12 protein-coding genes are annotated in these 16,312 nt (G+C 50.9%); 11 read left to right on the forward strand and 1 reads right to left on the reverse strand.

Translation table 11 applies throughout. From position 1 onward, the window contains the following. Window positions 1-8 precede the first annotated feature (8 nt). From FE783_RS02935 to FE783_RS02950, 4 genes are read left to right on the forward strand one after another with little or no spacing between them, the layout of a single operon-like run. Window positions 9-1,475 (forward strand): M17 family metallopeptidase, encoded by a 1,467-nt coding sequence (locus FE783_RS02935; protein ID WP_138877838.1) that lies wholly within the window; start codon window positions 9-11, stop codon window positions 1,473-1,475. A gap of 25 nt (window positions 1,476-1,500) precedes the next feature. Next, on the forward strand, window positions 1,501-2,199 hold the full coding sequence (locus tag FE783_RS02940) for a copper homeostasis protein CutC (RefSeq protein ID WP_138877839.1): 699 nt from the start codon (window positions 1,501-1,503) through the stop codon (window positions 2,197-2,199). A 23-nt stretch (window positions 2,200-2,222) separates the two neighbouring features. Then, on the forward strand, window positions 2,223-3,173 hold the full coding sequence (locus FE783_RS02945; RefSeq protein ID WP_138877840.1) for an ROK family protein: 951 nt from the start codon (window positions 2,223-2,225) through the stop codon (window positions 3,171-3,173). Between the two features lie 47 nt (window positions 3,174-3,220). Then, window positions 3,221-4,495 (forward strand): alpha-L-fucosidase, encoded by a 1,275-nt coding sequence (locus FE783_RS02950; RefSeq protein WP_138877841.1) that lies wholly within the window; start codon window positions 3,221-3,223, stop codon window positions 4,493-4,495. A 78-nt stretch (window positions 4,496-4,573) separates the two neighbouring features. Here FE783_RS02950 and FE783_RS02955 read toward each other — a convergent pair whose 3' ends face one another. After that, complete coding sequence (locus FE783_RS02955; protein ID WP_138877842.1) at window positions 4,574-5,446, reverse strand: helix-turn-helix transcriptional regulator; 873 nt, start codon at window positions 5,444-5,446, stop codon at window positions 4,574-4,576. Window positions 5,447-6,052: 606 nt separating this feature from the next. On the opposite strand from FE783_RS02955, the gene FE783_RS02960 reads away from it, so the two are divergent. The 7 genes from FE783_RS02960 to FE783_RS02985 all read left to right on the forward strand — a co-directional run bounded on the left by FE783_RS02960 (window position 6,053) and on the right by FE783_RS02985 (window position 16,176). After that, window positions 6,053-7,366 carry an ABC transporter substrate-binding protein gene (locus FE783_RS02960; RefSeq protein WP_158301592.1) on the forward strand — a complete coding sequence of 438 codons (1,314 nt, stop codon included), beginning with the start codon at window positions 6,053-6,055 and terminating at the stop codon, window positions 7,364-7,366. A 379-nt stretch (window positions 7,367-7,745) separates the two neighbouring features. After that, window positions 7,746-9,077 carry an ABC transporter substrate-binding protein gene (locus FE783_RS02965; protein ID WP_138877844.1) on the forward strand — a complete coding sequence of 444 codons (1,332 nt, stop codon included), beginning with the start codon at window positions 7,746-7,748 and terminating at the stop codon, window positions 9,075-9,077. A 105-nt stretch (window positions 9,078-9,182) separates the two neighbouring features. After that, the gene (locus tag FE783_RS02970) at window positions 9,183-10,061 is read left to right on the forward strand and encodes an AraC family transcriptional regulator (RefSeq protein WP_158301593.1); all 879 of its coding nucleotides are present in this window, start codon (window positions 9,183-9,185) and stop codon (window positions 10,059-10,061) included. 185 nt (window positions 10,062-10,246) lie between these two features. After that, window positions 10,247-11,572: an ABC transporter substrate-binding protein gene (locus FE783_RS02975; RefSeq protein ID WP_158301594.1), complete on the forward strand. Its 1,326-nt coding sequence runs from the start codon at window positions 10,247-10,249 to the stop codon at window positions 11,570-11,572. A gap of 158 nt (window positions 11,573-11,730) precedes the next feature. Then, window positions 11,731-11,907 (forward strand): hypothetical protein, encoded by a 177-nt coding sequence (locus tag FE783_RS37385; RefSeq protein WP_158301595.1) that lies wholly within the window; start codon window positions 11,731-11,733, stop codon window positions 11,905-11,907. Between the two features lie 486 nt (window positions 11,908-12,393). After that, on the forward strand, window positions 12,394-15,111 hold the full coding sequence (locus FE783_RS02980) for a phage tail protein (RefSeq protein WP_138877847.1): 2,718 nt from the start codon (window positions 12,394-12,396) through the stop codon (window positions 15,109-15,111). A 168-nt stretch (window positions 15,112-15,279) separates the two neighbouring features. After that, a complete protein-coding gene (locus FE783_RS02985; RefSeq protein ID WP_138877848.1) occupies window positions 15,280-16,176 on the forward strand; it encodes a helix-turn-helix domain-containing protein in 897 nt (298 codons plus the stop codon). Window positions 16,177-16,312: the final 136 nt, after the last annotated feature.

The raw sequence follows: 16,312 nt of genomic DNA on the forward strand, positions 1-16,312 counted from the left end.
GGATCGCCATGCATATTTCAATCGATAAGTCCGAATCGGCGGATGTTCACATCCATCCGGCTTACTCAGGGGAAACGTTCCTGTACCCGCTCGGCGAAGGGCACAAGCAGCCGGGTACGATAACATGGCTGTATGGCCGCTCGGAAGGCGAACCGGATGCGCTCTCCGCAGGAATGGGGCAGCGCCGCCAACTGACGATGGAGCGAATTCGCCGTTCCGGCGGAGCCGCGGCTCGCGCCTTGCTGCTGGAAGGACGAAGCGGCGGAACGCTCGCGCGGGGCTCGGCAGCGAAGGCGGAAGGGAATTGCAGCGGAAGCAAAGAGGCGGCAGCAGAATGGCTGCAAGCCTGGATCGAAGGATGGCTGCTCGGCTTGTACCGATTCGACAAGTATCGAAGCCGGACGAGAATATCAGGCGAAGTCGGCTTGAATCTCCGATCGGAGGAATGGGCCGAGCTGTCGCTTGCCGAGCTGGAGGCCGTTATCGCACTCGCCCGGCATAGGGCGGAAGGCACCAATTTGACGCGGGACTGGGTAAATGAGACGCCCGACGCACTGAACCCGGATACTTTCGTACAATGGACCATTGAGCTGTTCAAGGACAGGCCGGTCAGCATCCACGTTTATCGGGGACAAGAGCTGATCGACCGAGGCATGAAAGGCTTGCTGACGGTAGGAGCCGGCAGCATGTATGCACCGGCGCTTATCGAGCTCCGCTACGAAGGAAGCTCCGAACCTGATGCGCCGTTGCTGGCGCTGGTCGGTAAAGCGATCACCTTCGACATGGGCGGCATGAACGCGAAGACGGGCCGCGACATCAGCGATGCCCGGATGGACATGGGCGGAGCGGCGGCCGTCATCGGCGCGCTGGACATCGTTGTCCGGCAAAATGCGAAGGCTCGCATAACCGCCCTGATCGCCGTCGCGGATAATGTTCCGGACGCCCGCTCCACGCTGCCTTCGTCCGTCATCACTTACCCGAACGGCTTAACCGTTCAAGTAGCGAATACGGACGGAGAAGGACGGCTCGTGCTGGCGGACGCCCTGATCCACGCCGCCAAGCTTGGCGTGGCGCAGATCATCGACATTGCCACGCTGACAGGCAATGTCGGGGATGCGCTTGGGCTAAGCATCGCGGGAATTTGGGGCGACTCCGGGATGACGAGCAGCTTGGTCGAGATCGGTGAGCGCAACGGGGAACGGCTGTGGCCAATGCCCCTGATGGACGAGTATGAATCGGAGCTGAAAAGCCATTATGCCGACCTGCGCAATGTCGGCACGTCGACATTGGCCGGCGCGATCGTCGCGGCGCTGTTTATCCGGCGCTTCGTTCCCGAATCGGCGGGCTGGGTTCATATCGATATGGCAGGCACTGTGCAATATAAGCAGGACGTCGGCTACGCGGAGGCGGGAGCTACGGGATATGGGGCGAGACTGCTAGCGGATTACGCGATTCAGTATGCCCGGAAAGCATAATTTGGCACAACAGGAGATATCGACTATGATGCTGGAAGTAATTGCTACGTGTATGGACGACGCGCTAAAAGCCGAGGACAACGGGGCCGATCGGCTGGAACTGATCACGGCCATCACCGAAGGCGGGCTGACGCCGGGCATCGGCTTGGTTCGGCAAGTCGTCCAAACGGTACGAATACCGGTTCACGTTATGGTCAGACCGCACAGCCGCTCCTTCGTGTACGACCAGCACGATCTGGAGACGATGATCGCGGAGATCAAGTCCATCTCCTCCACAGGAGCGGCCGGCATCGTTGTCGGCGCTCTGACGGCTGACGGACGGATTGACGATATAGCGCTTGAAGCGATGCTTCCATGGGCCGAAGGGCTTCAAGTGACGTTTCACCGGGCTTTCGACGAGCTGGACGACCAGTTCGCGGGACTGCAGACGCTGCTTCGCTACCCGCAAATTACCCGCGTGCTCACTTCGGGCGGGCCGAGACCGGCTCCAGAGTCGGTGCCGGCTATCCGGAAGCTGGTTGAGGCGGCGGAAGGTACGACGCTGCGCATTTTGGCAGGCAACGGGCTTACTCCGGAAGGAATCGAATCTTTCATTGAACAAACCGGGGTAACCGAGGTGCATTTCGGCTCGGCGGTTCGCTTCGGCCGTTCCGGACTGGCGCCGATCGATCCCGTGCAACTGCGGGCGTTATCCGACAAACTTCTTAGATACGGCCGATCATAGATTTTGAAAAAAGGTGAATCATCTTGCAAAATACAGAACAATACGTAGTAGGCATCGATCTTGGCGGAACGAAAATAGCGGCTGCCCTTTTCGATTCGAAGGGCGAAATTTTGAACCGGGAACGGATGGAAACGGCCAATGCGCGTACGGCGGAAGAAGTCGTGCAGCGCATGATCGACATGGTCCGCTCCGTTTCTCTTGGACATCCGCTGTCCGGCGTAGGGCTCGCTTCTCCGGGGGCGGTCAACAGCAAGGAAGGCATCGTGCTTCACGGCACCAACCTCCCGGAATGGGAGAATGTCCCCTTGAAGAAGTGGATGGGAGAGGCTCTAGGTGTCGAAGTGCAGGTCGTCAACGATGCGAATGCGGCGGCATGGGGCGAATATGTCAGAGGCGCGGGCAAACGGTCCGAGAACATGGTATACGTCACATTCAGTACGGGCATCGGAGCGGGGATCGTGTTGGACGGAAAGCTGCTGCTCGGCACCACTTCCTTCGCCGGGGAGCTGGGTCACAACATTATCGAGCCTAACGGTCCGGAGTGCATCTGCGGCAACAAAGGCTGCTGGGAAATGTTCGCATCGGGAACGGCTATCCGAAATTCGGCGCTGGAGCTTATGCGGAGCAGGCCTTCCGCCATTGCGGAATTGGCGGCGGCCCGCAATGAAGCGATATCATCGAAGCACGTGTTCGAGGCGTGCATGCAAGAAGATGCAGTTGCCGTCGAAGTGGTGGATCATGCGGTTTACTACATGGCGCTCGGTCTTGCGAATGCGGTCCATACGTTCAACCCTGACCGCATCGTCATCGGAGGCGGCGTGAGCAAAGCGGGGGATCAGCTTTTTCCGGCACTGCGTGCTCAGACGGAGAAGCTGGTGATGAAGCCTTACCTCGGCACCTATACGATCGTGCCTGCCGGCTTGCAGGACGATGTCGGTCTGATCGGCGCCGCCGCTTTATTTCACGGTTCTTGATGGAACGGCTTTTTAGCGTTATTTATACGGAAATGGAGAGCTGCCGCATGAGTACGAGAGAGGACAGAACCCGCTGGTTTTTGCAAGACCGGTTCGGCATGTTCATTCATTGGGGGCTGTATTCGATTCCCGCCAGAGGGGAATGGATTCGGGGCAACGAGCGGATGAGCTTCGAGCAGTATAAAGCGTATTTCGACGAATTCGACGCCTCTCGCTACAACCCGAGGGAATGGGCGAAAGCGGCAAAGGCCGCCGGTCAGAAGTACGCGGTACTGACGACAAAGCATCATGACGGCTTCTGTCTGTTCGACAGCAAGCTGACCGACTTCAAGGCGACCAATACGCCGTCCGGCCGCGATCTCGTTCGCGAATATGTCGAAGCTTTTCGGGAAGAAGGAATCGCCGTCGGCCTTTATTATTCCATCATCGATTGGCATCATGACGATTATCCGGGCTACGGAGACAAGGCCCATCCGGATCGGGACAATGAAGCGGCCAAAGATAAGCCTATCGATTTCGACCGTTACTTGACCTATATGCACGGCCAGGTGAAAGAACTGCTGACGAACTACGGCAAGATCGACATCATGTGGTTCGATTTCTCCTATGACAACATGACCGGCGAGAAATGGAAGGCGACGGAGCTCGTCCGCATGATCCGTTCCATCCAGCCGGATATTATCATCGATAATCGATTGGGCGGCAATATCCGCGCGGCCGAGCCGGAAGAATATGCAGGCGACTTCTTCTCGCCGGAGCAGATCATTCCGCCCGGGGGCATCGTGGACGTGAACGGCAACTCCATTCCTTGGGAAGCGTGCATTACGCTGAACGACCATTGGGGCTATCATTCCACCGACAAAAACTACAAGTCGGCCGAGCAGGTCATCCGCACGCTGGTCGAATGCGTCAGTAAAAACGGCAATCTGCTGCTCAACGTCGCACCGGATGCCAAAGGAGAGATCAATCGGGAAATGCTGGACGTGCTGCGCGAAGTAGGGGAATGGCTGCGGCTGAACGGCGACAGCATCTACGGCTGCGGAGCGGCGGATTTGCCAAAGCCGGAATGGGGGCGCTATACGCGGAACGGCAATAAGCTGTATGCCCACGTATATGACCGGGGAATCGGTCCGATCTATTTTGAAGGCTTGAAGGGGAAGATTGTCAAGGCGAGGCTGCTGCGGGACGGTACCGAGCTGAAGGTGGAAACGCCGTGGATGGCCGAAGAGTATTCCGACATCGAGAGCGGCGCTTTTATCAGTCTTTCGGGCGCCAAGCTGCCGGATGAACGGGATACGGTTATAGAGCTTTATTTGAAATAATGCGATGAAAGGCACGGAGCGTTGACCGTGTCTTTTTCTATTTGACCGCTCCCACCCGACTACTACTTTACTAACATTTTAGTGAAACCGCTCGGTCATCATTTTCCTGTAATGGCCGGGGCTTGCGCCGTACAGCGATTTGAAAAAGCGGATAAATGGAAACGGCTGTTCATAGCCGACCCGATTTGCAATTTCATGGATCGTCAAATCGGAAGTAGCCAGCAACGATTGCGCTTTTTTATACCGCTGCGATTGAATATATTGCAACGGAGAAACGCCGAACGCCTCTTGGAACTCTTTATGGAAATGCGATGTAGAAATGAACATCAGACCGGCTAACTGAGATATAATAATTTTCTCATTCAGATGGCTTTCGATATAATCGAGAACCGGCTGGAAACGCTGAAGTTTGCTGATTTTCTCAATGCCCCCGGATTTGTAGCGAGAAAATGACATAACCAGCTCCAGCACGACGTACATAAGCTGATTCACAAGGCTGGCTGAGCGCAGAAGCTCGCCGGGATCAGACTGCGCAGCATGAACAAGCTCGTAAATTTGCGTTTGCAGCCTCCTTACCTCGTCTCCAATGGATACGGGGGATACATAAGGAACATCGAGCAGATCGAGCAGCGGAAAATGTTCAAATACAGTGAAATTGAAATTAAGCCAGTGCGAGACGATATCGCGGTCGATCAGTTGCAACGTGTAAGGCCGATTGGCCGGAATATACAGCGCTTGCCCCGGATTCACGATAAACGTTTCGTGCTCCAACGTAATTTGTACAGGCCCGTCGTTAATTTGAGTCAGCAGCGCCCACGGCTGGACGCGAATGGACGTGTAGTAGCTTTTGCCGCGATACGTGCCTAGCGTGGAAGTCCCACATTCGAATTCGGACAGCCTCAGTGTCGTGAGCAAATGAACGAGGCGGAAAGCATCTGGCGAATCTTGCATACGAGCCCCTTCCTTTACCGATATTGACCGGTTACCCCTTCGAAAAGAGACTGTACTCGGTGTCTTGCTACCATTATAGGGGGGGGGATTGGGTCGCAGTCAATACGAATCTTGCAGGCGTTTCGAAAGTGCAGAGGATATGTGTACTCGACTGCACAATCTGTGCTTTTTGTCCGAAGGTCCATGTGTGATAATGGCTTTGCAACACGATGAGCGCTTGAGTGGGCGATAAGCTAATGGCCAAAGAAGGGAGCATACGCATGACAAACAAAATGAAGGCCGGTAATTTATGGAGGTGGAGAGATTTTGTAGACGCGTGATTCGGCTTTTGTGCGTTCAAAAGACAACGTCGTACAGAGCTGAATTTGAGCACGCAAGCTGCTGGGCGAAGGGGGCGCTATACGGCGACAACATATCAAGGATTTGTTTCTTTTTTTGATGTAAGCGCCGCCAAATTCTGGCGGGAGGAATTGCAGCTCGATTTGACGCTTCTTCCGTTTGCCCCATTGGATTGAGTCCAAGAAGGTAAGCGAAACGGTACGACATTGTTACAAAGTTGCAAGACTATGTTTCAAGCAATCCAATTATTCAATGGGGTGGGTCTATATGAAAAAATGGAACAGTGCAACGTTAGCTGCTGTGATGGCCATTGTTTTGCTGACTGCCGGATGCGGCGGCGGGAAGGAAAGCGGCGCGAAAACAGAAGGGACGGCCACACCGGGCATCAATAAGCCTGCGGAACCGTCGAAGCCGGTCAAACTGCTCGTCATCACGCCCCAGGGCGGCAACATGGAATGGTTTATGACTCGATACGGCAGTCAGATTCAGAAAAAATATCCCCATTATGAGTTTGAAGTGGTGGAGAGCGTCGGAAACAATGTACAAAATCTCGTTATCGAGCAGCGCAAAGTCGATCTGATCATTTCCTCCGTTAACAATTACCGTGCCAGCCTGCTCGACCTGTACGGCGGCGATATCTCGGATCTGATCGCGAAGCAAAAGTACGATCTCAGCCGACTGGAGCCTTCTTATATCGAAGCGGCGAAGGTGAACGGGAAAAACCAGAACGGCTTGCCTTTGTACGATTTGCGGCTGACGCTGTATTACAATAAAGATATTTTCGATAAATTCGGTGTTCCTTATTTGAAAAATCATATGACTTGGGAAGAAATGGCGGAGGTTGCGACGAAGCTGACGCGCAACGATGGCGGCGTGCAGTACCGCGGATTTGTCGCTAGCCCAAACCCGTTGCTCGTTGTGAATCCGCTTTCTATACCGTATACCGACGAGTTGGGCGAGAAAGCCGTTTTGCAGACCGACCCGTGGAAATCGTGGATTAACATGCTGCTGCCGTTGTATAAAGCGCCGGGCTATGACGCCAAGCTTCTGAACGATGCGCGGAACGTCTTCGTCAAAGAGAAGACAAGCGCCATGTTCCTAGCGTTCAACTCTGACGCTCCGAAGCCTGAGGAAAATGTGAACTGGGACGCGGTCAGCCTGTCGGAGTTGAAAAGCTTGCCGGGCGTCGGCTCGCAGCCATACCCGGTCATTATTACGGTAGCCCCGACGAGCCAGCATCGGGATGAATCGTTCCAAAGCATCGCCCAGCTTTTGACTGATGAAGTGCAAACGGCGATCACCTCCGACTTCGCCGCCATTACGCCGTTGAAGAACCAGGCGGTGAAAGATGCGTTCGGCCGCAACGTAGCCCAATGGAAAGGGAAAAACGTTAGCGCGATTTCTACTTTGAAGCCCGCTGCGCCAGCCCGCGCCGGCGTGTATGATTCGAATGCGGCAGGCGCGCTGAACAACGCCGTCATGTCCGTCATCGCCGGTGAAACCGATCTAAATTCCGCACTGCGAACCGCCGAAGAGCAAGCGACCAAGAAGATCGCCGAAGCGATTCAGATGAAAAAGTAACGAATAGTCCCCACGAAAGACATCGCAGAGTCCTATGAAAGAAAGAGGCATGATTCTGCTAATACTGATTTCATCTGTGGTAGCAACTATGTTCCCCAAATCAATTTGATTTGGGGTTTTGACCTAGGTGTCGTTTTATATAATTGGGACATTCCGACTCCGACCGTATTGCTTAGGATAAGCAGCTAGTTTACGGCTTGCTCCGCCGCTTGTAACGAACGTCATCTCTCAAGATACTCGGTTTTATTGCTCGAACGGCGATTGCGGGGTTGTGGAATTTTGACCGATATTTTTCAGGAAGTGGCAAGAATGTTATCCTCTTTTCCTATAACATAGAACTTGCTTAAGATCATGCAAGAAAGTGAAGGGGGGACAACAGATGAGGCTCTTGAAATGGATCAAGCCGATCGGAGCGGGAGTTACATTGGCTATCATAGCTGCTTGCGGGGGAGGAACCGGTGCCGGACAAACGCAACAGGAAAAAAGTGAAGCGGGGCAAGCTCAGACGAAAAAAGACCCCGTAGAAATCGTCTTTTATTCCACCACCGCCGACCCGCAGGAAAGCTTCGAGTACCGGTTCGGGGAACTGCTCCGGGCTAAGTTTCCTAACTATACGATTAAGTACATACAGTCCGGACAAGGGGCTACGTTAAACGATTTGCTCACAAATGGTACAAAATTCGATATTTTTTACAACACAATCGGTAACTTCGAACAGGCGATCATCCAGAACGATTTGCAGGTGGATATGACGGATCTGATCAAAAAGCACGGCATCGATCTGAATCGGATCGAGCCGACCCTCGTTCAGGCGCTTCAGCAGGTGCAGGGCGGTAAAATATTCGCTCTGCCCGTATCGACTTCCAATCTGATTTTATACTACAACAAAGACATCTTCGATAAATTCGGCGTACCGTACCCGGGTGACGACTTAACGTGGGAGCAAACGCTGGACTTATCCAAAAAAATGACCAGGAATGACGGGGGGACGCAGTATTTCGGGATGGCCGCCTCTTTCCTTCACCTGTTCCGAATGAATCCGCTTTCGATACCGACGGTCGATATGACTTCGTTCAAGCCAACGATCAACAAGGATGAGCGCTGGAAAACATTTTTCAAAACATTTTTTATCGACTCCTCGCAGGAGCCGGGTTATCAAGACTTTATTCAGAAGACGAAATCGTTCCCCGGTATTAATCAGTTCGTTAAGGATCGCAATGTCGCCATGTTCCCTTACTTATCCAGCTTGATCTACGCTTGGCCGACGGAGATGCAAGCCTTCAATTGGGATTGGGCTGCGCTGCCTCATTTCAGCGGCAGTCCGGGAACCGGATCGCAGTCGTATCCCGCCTTTTTCGGATTGACGAAGCGAAGCGCCCATCCGGACGAAGCGATGGAAGTGCTGAAATATTTGCTCACGGATGAATTCCAGCTTTCTCTTTCCCACAAAGGAATTATGCCCGTTGTCAAATCGAAGAACGTAATTGACAGCTTCGGAAAGCAGTCGCCATTCAGCAACCGGAGAATGCAGGCGGTGTTCCAAAACAAGTTCGCGCCCATTTCACCCAAAGCGGTCTACGATGCAGATATTCTCAACATCTATGCGAAGTACGCGAATGCGGTCAATCAGAATACGATGGACATGAATACGGCGTTTAGCAAAGCGGAGGAAGAAGCGGTCAAGTTTATCGATAATTTCAGCAAGAAGTAATCGGCGGAGCAGTCGTTCTCGTAGCATGCTTTCGATGTTGACAGATGCTTACTCGCCCTCTACGATGAGGGAGACATGCTGTCTATTTTGGAGGTTGGGGGCGGAATGACGATGACTTCTAGTCCGTACTATTATGAACATATTATGGGGAAGCCTCCTCGCAAAGACGAGTTCGAATTTTATATCGGCATTCATTCTTTCCCGAAAACCGATCTTCATTTTCATCCGTTCGCCGAATTAACCTTTGTACTGGATGGATGCGGCTACGAGAAAATTAACGGCATTATGCACCGCATGGAACCGGGTACGATCTCTTTAGTGCTTCCTAATCATATGCACGAATTCAAAAGCGATACCGATCAGACCATTCGCAAATATTGCTGCATGTTCGATATTAACCTGTTGTTCGGATCGTCTTACGATTCCGATTGGTACAGGTGGCTTTATCGGATCGGCTCGCAAATGCCGTCTTACGCCGCTTTTCAGGAGGAAACGGCCGCCAGAGTCGAAGGCATTTTCGCACAGCTCATGGCAGAATACGTCAAACCCGAGCTCACGGGGCATCATAACATGATTCGGAATAAATTATCCGAAGTGCTCATCCTGCTTTTAAGAGAGATCAATAAGGGACCCGGATCCAATTCAGATTGGAATCGGAAGGATCGCAGTCAGCCGTTTTGGCCCGCCCTACACTATGTGCATGTTCATTTTGCGGACAAGCTGTCTCTGGAGTCGGTGGCTACGCGCTTTCTTACAAACTCTACGTACTTAAGCCGCCTCTTCCGGGAAAATACGGGGCTAAGCTTCCTCGAATATTTGCACCGTCTGCGCATCAATAGTGCCGCGACCATGCTGATCCACACGGATAAATCGGTCGCAGACATTACGTTTGAAACCGGATTCGAATCGATACGCACCTTCTCTCGCGTCTTTCGGGATATGAAGGGGAAGTCGCCGAGAGAGTTTCGCAAAGCCCACCCTTAACCCGCGAGAAAAAACGGATCGGTTAGCCTAGGCACCGGTTCGGGAATCGAGAGGTTCAACATACCCGATTTCTTTATTATCGGCTTTTTAGGAAACGTTTCCGTTTATTGATTTATCCGCGTTTCAAATTCGTTGAACTGCGGCATGAAAGGCCGCACATAACCAACATGCAGGAGGGTCTATGTATGAGAATAAACAAACAAACAAACAAACAAACACGTGCGCTTGTCATCGCGGTATCGGCGGCTCTGATGATTGGCGGTTGCGCCGCCAAGAAAGAAGAAGAAGGGGGCAAGGCAGACCCGCAGACGGTGGGGGTGAAGCAGGAAGCGCCCCTCGAGCCGGTTACGCTGAAATTTCATCAGCTCGGCACCTATTTTACGCCGGAGGATTTCAAAATGCTGCTGGCCGATCCGGTTCATAAAAAATATCCGCACATCACGCTCGAAATGATCAATTCCCAGAACGATATGGCCAAACTGCTCGCTATGGGGGAACAGGTCGACTTTCTGGTGACGTATAACGGGCGGCTCGCCCCGCATAAAGATTTGAACGTTCTCGAAGATATAACCCCGCTCGCCAAAAAACATAATTTCGATCTGACCCGCTTCGACCCGGGCGCGCTGGACGCGCTGAAGTCGGCTTCGGATAAAGGCGAGCTGTATGCCCTCCCCTACGCAGTCAATCTGAACGCGCTCTACTACAATAAGGACATCTTCGACAAGTTCGGCGTCGGGTATCCGTCCGACGGTTTAACCTGGGAAAACGCGATCGAGCTCGGCAAAAAAGTCGGCCGCCAGGAAGGGGGCACGCAGTACAGAGGGCTGGAAATGGACAATTTGGCCCGCCTGCTTTTCCCGTTGTCGCTGAACGTGATCGATCCGAAGACGGATAAGGCGATGGTGAACAGCGACCCGTACAAAACCGCGTTCGAGATCGGCAAATCAATCTATTCGATACCGGGCAACGACTACAAAACGGGGACGGGGGCGATCGACCGCTTCTCCAAAGACCGGAACGTTGCGATGCTAGGATCGGTCAATTTGTTCCTCACCCTGCGGCAAATGCCGGATCTGAACTGGGACCTCGCGCAGTTCCCAAGCTACAAGGAGAAGCCGAATACGTACGGCATGTACGATCTGCACCTGCTTATTCCGATGAAGATGAGCCAATATAAGGACGATCAGATGCGCGTTATGGAAGTGATGTTCTCCGACGAGGTGCAAAACGCGATGGTGCGCAAAACGGCCCGTATCTCTACGCTGAAAGATCCGAAATACAGCCAGCAGTTCGCCCAGGAAATCTCCGAGCTGAAAGGAAAACGGATCGAAGCCGTATTCAAGAGCAAGCCGGCGCCGGCTATGGCTTTCTCGGTGTACTATTCGAACGCGTATACACTGCTGAACGCCGAATACGAAGCGATGCTGCAAGGGAAGCAGGATACGAACACCGCGCTGCGGACGGCTGAGGAAAAGATCAACCAGCTTATCAAGACGGAAAAAGGCAAATAAGCCGGATTGTAACCGAAAGCGATTTCATTTCGAGGAGGAGGCTGGCCATGAGTTTAGGTCAAGGGATGAACGTGTTATGGTTTGGAGCGAAGGGTGACGGGGTGTCGGACGATTCCGACATCGTCAACGGCGTCTTGCAGTAGTTCGCGAACGTATACTTGCCTCCCGAGCGGACATACCGCATTACGAAGCCGCTGGTCGACCCCGACGGTAAATCGCTTGTTTCTTCAGGAAACGGCGCGACGATCAAAATGACAACGGTAAACGTGGCCGGGATCGAGGTCGGTCACCAATCCGCCGTAGAGACGCTGACCATACTGATCTGCGGCGGGTAATACCGCCGAGTCGGCTTGCGCGATCAAAATCCGAACGAGCCCGCTATCGACGCGGGCCCGAATCCGGGACATCGGCATCAGGGGGACCGATTTTACGAGCAATGGAATCTGCATCAAGGATACGCAAAACTACGTCGCTTTTACAGTTATTGAGAACATCTATTGCGACCGGCTGAAGACGGCCGTACGGTTCGAGATGACCCTGCCCGCCTATGCGAACGGGACGATTTTGAACAATATCGTCATTCGCTCGACGAAGCGCGGCTTTTACTTCGATAAAGGCTCGGAAGCGAATGTAGTGAACAATGTGCATTGGAATTCCGGCAGCGAGTCGATCGAGTCATTTATGCCGAATCCAACTACAATCAGTGGAACGGCTGGTATTACTACTTGGGCGTTTTCTTGACAGAGGTCCACAGCGAAATATCCCATACTTGCTGGGGTTATTCGATTTTCAAAAATCGGCTTAGATGAGGAGGATAAATAATGACAGGCGCAATTTTAACAGCAATTGGCAAAGCAAAATTAGCCAGTGCAACCTCTGAAAATCAGCTTGAGATTACACATGTCGCCGTTGGTGATGGCAATGGCTCATATCCTGTTTTGACTGAAAATAGGGTGACATTGGCTAACGAAGTTTGGCGTGGTACTGCTTCTACTCCAATTCGTGATTCGCAAGCAACAAATACATTGATGTTTGAGTCGGTTATTCCACCGGATGTTGGCGGCTTTACCATTCGAGAGATTGCTGTTTTTGACAGTACAGGTGCAATGATTGCAATCGGGCATGTTGACCCTGTACAGCAAAAATTACTACCGAAGCAGTCAACTGGCATCAATATGACCGTACGTATCATTATCGCACTGGCAAATGCTGCTGAAACAAAGTTTATTTTACAAACAGAAAAGATGGAGTGGCAAGCGGGGAAAGGTATGGAACAGGAATGGCCGGAGGAGCCGGTCACCCATGTAAGCCGCAGAAAGCTGCTGACGGCCTTCGGCATGGCCGGTGCGGCCTTTGCCGCGGGCAGCATACTCCCGGGATCGTTAACGGCTTACGGGAAAGAGGGTTTATCGGTTGCCGGTACCGTATACGAAGGGGCTAACGGCAAGGACAAAATTCCCCCGGGAATAGCGGCGAATCTTGAGCTTGTAACCCATAACGAACTGGCAGGTCGTGATATGGCTGGAGCGCATCCAGCGAGCGCGATTTTGGATTCAAGCGGGTTATCACAGCAGCAGGTTAATGATTACAATCGCTATGTTGATTCCATCTCCGACATGCTGGCCATAATTTCACCGCAAAATGGTATGCGTGTTGCTGTAAAAGGTTATCATTCACCCGACACTTTTATTGAACTTAATCCATATAAGGGTGGTGGTGATTTTATTTGGGATGCTGCAAGTACATCTACAGCAAATGGCGGTACAGTTTTTCAAGTTTCCGGAATTGCTACCGGTCGATGGATTCGCTTAGATTGCTCTGAAGTTACTGTAGAGATGTTCGGCTCAAAAGGTGATGGTGTCTACGATGATCGACCTTCATTCCAAGCTGCTATTAACTACCTGCACGGGCGTGGTGGCGGTGAGTTAGTTGTTCCAAAGCCTATAGTAGAGTACCGCTGGAAATCCTATGATGCCGCAAACTCCGCATGTTTAGTTATTCCTGCGCCAACACGAAGCATTTACTTAGATCCTATCTCTATTCGTGGTACGGCTAACTTAACGTCTATTAAAGTGGATTTAGGCACAGGTGTTACGATCGAAGCCGCAATTCTATTGAAAGGCGGTGGTCTGTATAAGAAATTTGAAAACTTATCGGTATGGGGTGGGGCAACCGCAACAGCTCCAAACTGTAATTATGTTCTTAAAGGTTCAGACGCCTATTACCCGAATATGGCTATTCGCCAATGCCAATTCTATGTTGCAAAGAAAGACTGTGTTCGTCTAGCAACCTTTGTGACATTGCTTGAGCAGCTTCAAACGGCTTATTCTCCACGTGGAATTGTTATCGCAGGAACCGGGGTTAATGATTCAGGTGTATGTACTTCTGTGACATTAAATAGTTGTTATGCTTTAAACCATACAGAGTTCGGTTACTGGTTCGGCGAGTCAACCTATATGACTTTCAACTCATGCGCAGCAGATCACATCATTAATGACACGGGTAATGGTGTAGTAGCTTATCCGTACTATATTGATATTGCTCGAGGTGTAGCCCTTAATGGTTGCGGTGCTGAAAGTTCTACTCGCATTATGAAAGTCCGTGTTGCACAAGGGCTGAATATTAATGGATTTATGACATTATCAATCGGCAACGCCACAACTCCGCCAGACCACTTAATACGAATTGACGGCGGTTCTTCTACCACAATCTCAGGGTTATGGAATCATAATAAGAAGGGTGCGACTTATGTATTATCGCTGGGGAATACATTCTCTGCTGAAAGCGTCACCATTCTTGATCAGAGTATTTTTGCTACAGAAGTGACTTATTCATCGAATTGGCGATTTGAAAATCCTATCAGATTCATATTGAATGACTTTTCTAAAAAGACACAGGATAACACTTTAACAAACACAGGTAATGCCACAACAAACACGACTAATTTAGCAAATTTAACAAAATTAGCTTACGATACTGAGTTAGTTCATGATGTAATTATTCGATTACCGTCAGGAGATTACGAAATAAACGGAACCGTTTATTTGTGTAATTCAAAAACCCGTGGTGTTGGTAGAGTTCGCTTAATTGGCCATGCAGATGGAACAAGCAGAATTGTGTTTTCCGGTAATGGGGGGATTTCATTTGGAATTCCAAGCCAACTATCCAGTGTTGACTTCACTGTGGAAAATGTAGAGCTTTACTTAGGACCTGCGATTAATGTTAGTAATAAAGGTGTATTGTTCTATAAAGCAAATGTAGCATTTACAAATGCAAAAATTACATCAGACGATGGGGCTAAACAATACTATTCTGCCGGTCAAGCGACGTTAGCTTTGGATAATAACTCAAGAATAACGACGCCGCTGTTTGGTGCAATCGAGGTTGCTTACAGTTATAAAGCTACTGCCGCTCCAACGAACAGCACAAAATTGCCAGCAGGAACTATATTTAAAGCGTCTGACCCTAATGCAACTCGCATCGGTTGGATTAATACAGCAGACAATGGTGCAAACTGGCTTCCTATGGTAGTTACTTAAGATGAAGCCCTTCGGGGCTTTATTAAATCCATTGCGGGCATCGACGTATGCTGTATGTCGGCGATATCCTTTCCCAGCGAGGCTACGTCCTGCGCTTTATTGTTGATAGCGGCAAACGGCGAGTAAGAATGGATACAAGAATAGTCGTCGTAAAAAGGATGTCCGAGGATGAATTCCAAATTATATAAAGAGCCTATACCGTATCAGGATAATATGCTCAGCATAAAAATTATTCAGCAGGTTAAGCCTTTTTTCTCGGCGCCTCCGGGAAGCAAGCAGCACTACCACAAAGAGATTGAAATGTTGTATGTTCAAGAAGGCTGCTTGGAAATGGGCATACAAGACGAACATCACAGACTTGAGCCCGGGGATATATTGCTGATCGGTTCGTCCCAACCGCATATTACCAAAGGTGTAGCTTCAGAAAGAACGGTTTACTTGACTCTGCATTTCGATCTCCAGCCTTACTACGATCCCAGCATGTTGGTACATTACAGGTATTTCGCCGAAATTGACAGCCCTTTAAGTCACGTTAATGAAATGTTTCGACAACATGCAAAATTGCGCAACGATATCGGCCGGGCTGTTCTGGACATTCATCGGGAGATGGAGAGCCGCTCAAGAGGTTACAATATGGCCGTCAGTCTCCTTGTGAAACAGATACTTCTGACCATTTTGCGAAGCGATTCGGACGAAGCGGCTCGCAGTTACGAACGTCTCCCCGTTTATCCCCTTCATTTGGTGCTTGAATATGTGGAGAGCCACCTGAAGGATAAAATCGAAATGGAAACAATCAGCAAGATGATGAACTTGAGCTACTCCTATTTTTCCAAATACTTCAAAAGGGTTATGGGACTTTCCTTTATCGAATATGTTAATATCCGAAGAATCAAACAGGCCGAGCGCCTCCTTCTGACCAAGGACGGCAGTATTGCCGCCATAGCCGAACAAGTCGGAATCACGAATATCGCTCACTTCTATGAATTGTTCAAACGCTACAACCGTTGTTCCCCGAAAGAATACGCCCAGAAGCTGGCATCGTCGTGCTCTCCGACGAACGATTGAACGGACGGGGACTTTCCGCAAATTTCATGATACGAAACGAACCTTCATTCCTTCTTTGGCGGAGGAATCGGAGGTTCTTTTTCTTGATAGAGGCGATCGAATACAAGAAGTTAGTCGATCAAGGCAGCTGCGATCA

Origin of the sequence: Paenibacillus mesophilus (assembly GCF_005938385.1) — a bacterium.
In the GTDB taxonomy this organism is placed as follows: Bacteria; Bacillota; Bacilli; order Paenibacillales; family NBRC-103111; genus Paenibacillus_AB; species Paenibacillus_AB mesophilus.